Annotated in this window: 5 protein-coding genes; all 5 read right to left on the bottom strand. The window is 64.9% G+C overall.

What is annotated here, in order from left to right:
* Positions 1–973: alpha-amylase family glycosyl hydrolase (locus tag Q4E95_RS09645; protein ID WP_303383106.1), on the bottom strand; the 973-nt coding region annotated here is incomplete at its 3' end.
* Between the two features lie 173 nt (positions 974–1,146).
* Complete coding sequence (gene glgX, locus Q4E95_RS09640; RefSeq protein ID WP_303383104.1) at positions 1,147–3,333, bottom strand: glycogen debranching protein GlgX; 2,187 nt, start codon at positions 3,331–3,333, stop codon at positions 1,147–1,149.
* Positions 3,334–3,430: 97 nt separating this feature from the next.
* Complete coding sequence (locus tag Q4E95_RS09635; protein WP_303383103.1) at positions 3,431–5,080, bottom strand: bifunctional ADP-dependent NAD(P)H-hydrate dehydratase/NAD(P)H-hydrate epimerase; 1,650 nt, start codon at positions 5,078–5,080, stop codon at positions 3,431–3,433.
* Positions 5,073–5,444: a holo-ACP synthase gene (locus Q4E95_RS09630; protein WP_303383102.1), complete on the bottom strand. Its 372-nt coding sequence runs from the start codon at positions 5,442–5,444 to the stop codon at positions 5,073–5,075. Before Q4E95_RS09630 ends, Q4E95_RS09635 begins: the two co-directional genes overlap by 8 nt.
* A 102-nt stretch (positions 5,445–5,546) precedes the next feature.
* Positions 5,547–7,370, bottom strand: coding sequence for a glutamine--fructose-6-phosphate transaminase (isomerizing) (gene glmS / locus Q4E95_RS09625; RefSeq protein WP_368660324.1), 1,824 nt, complete (start codon positions 7,368–7,370; stop codon positions 5,547–5,549).
* Positions 7,371–7,411 lie beyond the last annotated feature (41 nt).

The raw sequence follows: 7,411 nt of genomic DNA, 5'->3' as shown, positions 1-7,411 counted from the left end.
GGATCAGTTCTTCCCACCGCACGGGGTCGCCCTCGCGCAGCTTGGTGTCCAGGGACGCCAACTCGTAGTGACCCTCTGGGTTGGTGAGCACGCGGTCGATCCAACCGAGGGAGTCGTAACCCGTGGTCCCGGCGGTCTTCCACTGCCGTGGCAGCGTCTCACCGGGTTCCAGGATTTTTTCCACGGTGGTCCAGGCACCACCGGTCACGTCCGCCAGTTTCGCGAGGTAGTCCTCGGGATCCCGTACGCCGTCCGGGTGGTCGATGCGCAGGCCGTCCACGAGCTTCTCGTCGAACCAGCGGCGCACCTCCACGTGGGAGTCGTCAAAGACCTTCTGGTCCTCCACTCGCACGCCCGCCAGGGTGGTCACGGTGAAGAACCTGCGGTAGTTCAGCTCGGAATCCCCGCGGCGCCAGTTCACGAGCTCGTAGTTCTGCTTGGCATGCACACCCTGGGGCGAGTCGCCGTCCTGATACGTCCCCTCGGCCAGCGGGTAGACGTTCTCGTAGTAGCGCAGGGTGCCGTCCTCCACGGTCAGCGCGGAAAGGTCCTCGTCCCCGTCGCCCAGCACCGGAATCAGGATCTTGCCGTTGCCAGCCGCCCAGTCCACATCGAAGGAATCGGCATGCGGGCTGTTCTTGCCGTCCGTCAGCAGCGACCACCACCAAGGGTTCTCCCGTGGCACGGCAACACCCTGGTGGTTGGGCACGATGTCCACCACCACGCCCATTGCCGCGTCGTGGGCGGCCTTCGAGAGCGCGGTCAAACCGTCCGCTCCCCCGCGTTCGGGATCGATCTCGGTGGGGTCGGTCACGTCGTAACCGTGGTCCGAACCACTCGTTGCGCGCAAAATGGGCGAGAGATACACCCAATCCGCGCCCAGACGCTTCAGGTACGGGACGAGTTCCGCCGCGCGGAAGAGGTCCTGCTGTGAGGTGATTTGCAACCGGTACGTTGAGGTGGGAGTCAGCACGCTTCCAGTCTTGTCGCTCATGCCCCGCAATGCCAGCGGGTCCGCCACGAGCGAGAACGCACCGCCCGTGATCTTGCCGACCGTTAACGCAACCGCCGACGCCGCCCGGTGCGGGGCGGCGTCGGCGGTCGCGGTGCGCACCCTGGGTCAAGGCACGCTCGCACGGCGAAATACTACTGGCTCTGAGGTACCTGGGCGTACGCGGCCACGGAGGCTGCAACCGAGGCGTCCGGTTCTTCCTCGGGAGCTTCCCACGCGCGCAGGACCACCGTGGACTTACCGGCCAGCGTGATCTGCGTGGAATGATCGCGAATCTCACCGTCACCGTGTTCACCGGCGGTGTCCAGGATCTCTTCCCACTTCTCACCGTAATTGGCGGCGGGCAGGGTGAACTCCACTTCCTCGGGGGCCGAGTTGAAGTACACGATGAAGTTGACGTCCACGATCTGGCGGCCGCGCATGTCCACACCCGCGATGCCCTGTCCGTTGAGCCACATACCCATGGACCGGGTCAGCGGTTCATCCCAGTCCTGCGGCACCATGGGAGTGCCGTCCGCGTTGAGCCAGGCAATGTCCGGCATGGGATCTTCGTCCGAGAGCTCGCCCATGTCCACGGGACGGCCGTCGAAGAACTGCGAGCGGCGGAACGTGGGGTGGTTCTGCCGCAGGTGCGTGATCGCGGCCGTGAACTCGATCAACGGACCGTCCATGCGCTCCCAGTTGATCCACGACAGCTCGTTGTCCTGGCAGTACGTGTTGTTGTTACCGTCCTGCGAGCGGCCCAGCTCGTCACCGTGCAGCAGCATGGGTGTGCCCTGGGACAGCAGCAGGGTGGTCAGGTAGTTGCGCTGCTGGCGGGCTCGCAGAGCCAAGACGGCGGGATCGTCCGTGGGGCCCTCCTCACCGCAGTTCCAGGAACGGTTGTGGGACTCGCCGTCGTTGTTGCCCTCACCGTTGGCGTCGTTGTGCTTCTCGTTGTACGAGACCAGGTCGCGCAGCGTGAAGCCGTCGTGAGCGGTCACAAAGTTCACGGACGCGAACGGACGGCGGCCACTGTTCTCGTAGAGATCCGCAGAACCGGTGATCCGGGACGCGAACTCACCCAAGCTGGCCGGCTCGCCACGCCAGAAATCGCGCACGGTGTCACGGTACTTACCGTTCCATTCGGTCCACTGCGGCGGGAAGTTGCCCACCTGATAACCGCCCGGGCCGATGTCCCACGGCTCAGCAATGAGCTTGACCTGCGAGACAATGGGGTCCTGCTGCACGAGTTCGAAGAACGTGGAGAGCTTGTCCACGTCGTAGAACTCCCGTGCCAGAGCCGCGGCCAGGTCGAATCGGAAACCGTCCACGTGCATCTCCGTCACCCAGTAGCGCAGTGAATCCATGATCAGCTGCAGCGAGTGCGGGTGGCGCACGTTGAGGGTATTACCGGTGCCGGTGTAGTCCATGTAGAACTTGTGGTCATCGTCAACGGTGCGGTAGTAGGCGTTGTTGTCGATGCCCTTCATGGACAGTGTGGGGCCCATGTGATTGCCCTCGGCCGTGTGGTTGTAGACCACGTCCAGGATCACTTCGATGTCCGCCTGGTGCAGTGCGCGCACCATGGCCTTGAACTCCTGGACCTGGCTACCCAGGTGCGATGCCGAGCTGTACTCGTTGTGCGGAGCGAAGAACGCAATGGTGTTGTAGCCCCAGTAGTTGCGCAGCCCCTGGTCCAACAACGTGGAGTCCTGCACGAACTGGTGCACCGGCATCAGCTCGATCGCCGTCACACCCAGCTTCTGCAGGTGCTCGATGACCGAGGGGTGCGCAACGCCCGCGTACGTACCGCGCTGCTCCTCGGGAACCTCCGGGTGCTGCATGGTCAGGCCCTTGACGTGGGCTTCGTAGATCACGGACTTGTGGTACGGCGTGTGCGGGGTGCGGTCGCCCTCCCAGTCGAAGAACGGGTTGATCACCACGCCCTTCATCATGTGCTCGGCGGAGTCCTGATCGTTGTAGGAGTCCTCATCACCGAAGTGGTAGGAGAACATGGACTCGTCCCAGTCCATGCCACCCTCCACAGCCTTGGCGTAGGGATCGAGCAGCAACTTGTTGGGGTTGCAGCGCAGGCCTTGGGACGGGTCCCACGGGCCGTACACGCGGTAGCCGTAGCGCTGACCGGGTTGGATCTGCGGGAGGTAGGTGTGCCATACGTAGCTGTCCACGGCGGTGACGTCCACGCGGGTTTCTTGGCCGTCCTCGTCGAACAGGCACAGCTCAACCTTTTCGGCCACTTCCGAGAAGATGGCGAAATTGGTGCCTGTGCCGTCGAATGTGGCGCCTAACGGATAGGCGTGACCGGGCCAAACTTCCATGGGGTTGTCTCCTAGAGATTGATGTCTTGGCGAACGACGTTGCGTGCGCGCGGGCGCGTTGGGGCGTCATTGGCCAACACCCAAGACTAACGGGTACTTACTGTCTCTGGGTTCGTAACACCCTGCGGACGTTGGCAGCCAGCACCGTGGGGGGAACCGGGCCGTCACCATCCACCCGTGATGCAAGCGCGTGCACACCGGCTCCCAGCGCGGCCGCGGCGGCCCAGCGACCGTCCCCGCGGGCCCACTCCCCGAGCCTTCGGAGGGCCTCCGGGTGCTCGGCCACGTGCGCGAGCACCGTGCCCAGGATCCCGGCGAGGGTGTCCCCCGATCCTGCGGTGGCGAGCCAGGGGCTGGCCTGTCCGATGCTCAGGCACACTTGGTCCTGCTCCTCGGACCCGGGTGAGGCAATGATGGTGGTTGCACCCTTGAGAAGCACTGTTGCACCGGTCAGTCGGGCCGCCTCGCGTGCCCAGTGGACGGGTGCCGCTTCAATGCGGGTGCGGTCCGGGGCGTCGTCCGAGAGGCCGAATCCCTTGAGCCATGCGAAGACCTGCTCGAGTTCCCCCGCGTGCGGAGTCAGGATTTTGTGCGCACCCAGCCGTCCGTCCGCAACGGACTGCGCGGCGGCGGTGAGGGCGCCGGCGTCGAGCACGGCCGGTTCCTTGGCTTCGACCACGGCCTGGACCCTGGCGGCCTGACTCTCGTCGTCGGCGACGCCCGGGCCCGCCAACCACGCCTGCACATGAACGTCCCACGGTTGGTCGTCCGAACACACCACCTCGGGACTCTGGGCCAGCACCATGCCCCGCGTGGAGGCGTCTCCCAGGAAACGAATCATTCCGGCTCCAGTTTGCACCGCGGCGTTCGTGGACATGATTGCCGCCCCCGGATAACTGGGGGTTCCCGCAACCACACCCAAGACCCCGCGAGTGTATTTCGTGTCCGTGGCGGTCGGCCGCGGCCACGCGGCAAGGATGTCCTGGGCCTCGAGCCGGTACACGGAGGGGTGCTCCAACCGGTCTTCGATACCAATGGGAATCACCGTGAGGTGCCCCGTCAACTGTTCCCCCGGGGCCACCACGTGGGCCACCTTGGCCGCACCGAAAGTCACGGTGGCGTGGGCTTTCAGCACCGGCTCCGGAGCCTCGCCGCTATCCGCGTTCACCCCGGACACCACGTCGCACGCGACGATGCGGGGGCCCGTAGCGCTTTCGCGCCGGATAGCGTTGAAGTCCTCGACGAGGGCCGCGGCCTCCCCGCGCAGACCGCCCCACGCCCCGGTGCCCAGCATGGCATCGAGCACCAGGTGCGCAGAGGTCATTGTGGACAGCGCCTGGCCCCGGTCCAGGGCGTGAAAACCGGCGATCGACGCGTCGGGAGCTGTGTTCGGATCGGTGGCTGCACCCTGGCCTTCGAGCCGCACCACGGAACCACCCAGGGCTCGCAGGGCTTTGAGACCCTGCGGGTGAGCCGTGGAACCGGTCAGAATGGCAGTGACCATCACTCCCGCGCGGCGTAGGAACGACCCGGCCCACAGCCCATCACCACCATTGTTGCCCGAGCCCACCAGGATGACGGCCGTGGTCCCGGACAGTAAGCCCTTGCGGTTGGCGCGGCGCAAATGCGTTTCGCACACCCGGGACAAGCCCAGTGCGGCTCGGCGCATCAAGATGTCCCCGTGGCCCGCATCGAGCAGGGGCTGTTCCGCGGCGCGCACGCCGGCGCCCGTGTATGCGTCAATCACTCTTGGGACCTCCCGACCCTTCGGCCACGACAAATGCCACGGCCATCCCACCGTCGTGGGAAATCGTCACGTGCCATGTCTGCACACCGCGCCGTTCGGCCACTTCTGCGACCGTGCCCGTGGTGTGTAACCGGGGCGCACCGTGTTCGTCATTGGTGATCCAGCAGTCCTGCCAGATCATTCCGGGAGGGGCCAGCAGTGCCTTGGCCGCGGCTTCCTTTACAGCGAACCGAGCGGCCAGCGAGTTCAGGGACAGGTCGCGTTCGTGCGCCACGAACAGCCGCTCCCGCAGCCGAGGTGTCCGTTCCAGCTGTCTCTTGAACCGCTCCACATCCACAATGTCCACGCCCGTTCCCACGATCATGCCCGCCAGCCTACCCGCGGGCGCGGACACGAATGACGACGGCGGGTGCCCACCAAGGTCTTGGTGGGCACCCGCCATCGGCGATGCGTGAGTCGAAAAAAATTACTCGACGGTCACGGACTTGGCCAGGTTGCGCGGCTGATCCACGTCATAGCCCTTGGCGCTGGAGAGCTCGGCAGCAAAGATCTGCAATGGCACGGTGGCCAGCAACGGCTGCAGCAGAGTGGGAGCCTCCGGCACGTAGAAGATGTGGTTGGCGAAGTCCTTGACGGCCTCGTCCCCCTCTTCGGCGATCACGATGGTCACGGCACCGCGAGCGCGGATCTCCTGGATGTTGGAAACCACCTTGGCGTGCAACGAGTCACGGCCATTGGGGGACGGGACGATCACGAAGACCGGCTGGCCCTCGTCGATCAAGGCGATCGGGCCGTGCTTGAGCTCACCGGCGGCGAAGCCCTCGGCGTGGATGTAGGCGATCTCCTTGAGCTTGAGCGCACCTTCCATGGCCACGGGGAAGCCCACGTGACGGCCCAGGAACAGCACGGAGGAAGCGTCCTTCATGGCTTGCCCCAAATCCTTGACGTCGCCCTCGATCTCGTCGAGCACGCGCTGGATCTTTGCAGGCATGGCCTCCAGCTCGGTGAGCATGGTGGCGACCTCGTCCTTGAACATGTTGCCGCGCAGCTGTGCCAGGTACAGACCCAACAGGTAGGCCGCGGTGATCTGGGCGAGGAACGCCTTGGTGGAGGCCACCGCGATCTCGGGGCCGGCGTGGGTGTACAGCACGGCGTCCGCTTCACGGGGAATCGTGGAGCCGTTGGTGTTGCAGATGGCAACCACCTTGGCGCCCTGCTCCTGCGCGTGTCGCACGGCCATGAGGGTGTCCATGGTCTCACCGGACTGGGAAACCGCCACGACCAGGGTCTTCTCATTGACAATGGGGTCGCGGTATCGGAACTCGTGGGCCAGTTCCACCTCGGTGGGAATCCGGCACCAGTGCTCGATGGCGTAACGGGCCACCTGTCCTGCGTAGGAGGCCGTACCGCAGGCGATCACCACGATTTTGTCGATCGAGCGCAGAACGGCTTCGTCAATCTTGATCTCGTCCAGGGTCAAGCGACCGGACTCGTCCAGGCGGCCCAGCAGGGTCTGTTCCACCGCGGAAGGCTGATCGTGGATCTCCTTCTCCATGAAGGACGGATACCCGTCCTTCTCCGCTGCTGCGGCGTCCCATTCGATGTCGAAGGGCTTGCCCTCCGCCGGGTTACCGTTGAAGTCCACGATCTGGTAGTCATCGGCGGTGATGGTCACGATCTGGTCCTGCCCCATCTCCACAGCCTTCTTGGTGTAGTCGATGAAACCGGAAACATCCGAGCCCAGGAAGTTCTCGCCCTCGCCCAGGCCGATGACCAGCGGCGAGTTACGGCGCGATGCGACCACGCGGTCGGGATGATCGGCGTGCACGGCCAGCAGCGTGAAGGCGCCTTCCAGGCGACGACTCGTGTCCTGCATCGCCACGGTCAGGTCCTTGGAGTCAGCGGGCTGCGCATTGTAGGTGCGAGCCAACAGCACCGCGGCGACCTCGGTGTCGGTTTCGGACAAGAACGTCTCGCCCTCGGCGGCCAATTCGCGCTTGATCTCGTTGAAGTTTTCGATAATGCCGTTGTGGATCATGGCCAGCTTGCCGCCGTCAACCACATGGGGGTGTGCGTTGACGTCCGAGGGACCACCGTGCGTGGCCCAGCGAGTGTGACCGATACCGATCTGGGATTTCGGCAGCGGGTCCGCCTCCAGCTCGGCCAAGAGGTTGGTCAGCTTGCCCGCTTTCTTACGGTAATCCACCGTACCGTCCGCGATGACAGCGACACCGGCGGAGTCGTATCCGCGGTATTCGAGACGGCGCAGACCCTCAAGAATCACGTCCAACGCGTTGTGTCCACCGGCTTTGACGTCCGGGGATCCTACAT

It is taken from the genome of Kocuria sp. (assembly GCF_030536815.1).
GTDB classification, from domain to species: Bacteria; Actinomycetota; Actinomycetes; order Actinomycetales; family Micrococcaceae; genus Kocuria; species Kocuria gwangalliensis.
Note: the sequence above shows the minus strand (reverse complement) of the source record. Positions and strands in the feature narration are given on the sequence as shown.

What these genes read in the sequence shown, in the direction of transcription:
- glgX (WP_303383104.1), bottom strand. Translation starts at nt 3,333, where the DNA reads ATGGAAGTTTGGCCCGGTCACGCCTATCCGTTAGGCGCCACATTCGAC.
- Q4E95_RS09630 (WP_303383102.1), bottom strand. Translation starts at nt 5,444, where the DNA reads ATGATCGTGGGAACGGGCGTGGACATTGTGGATGTGGAGCGGTTCAAG.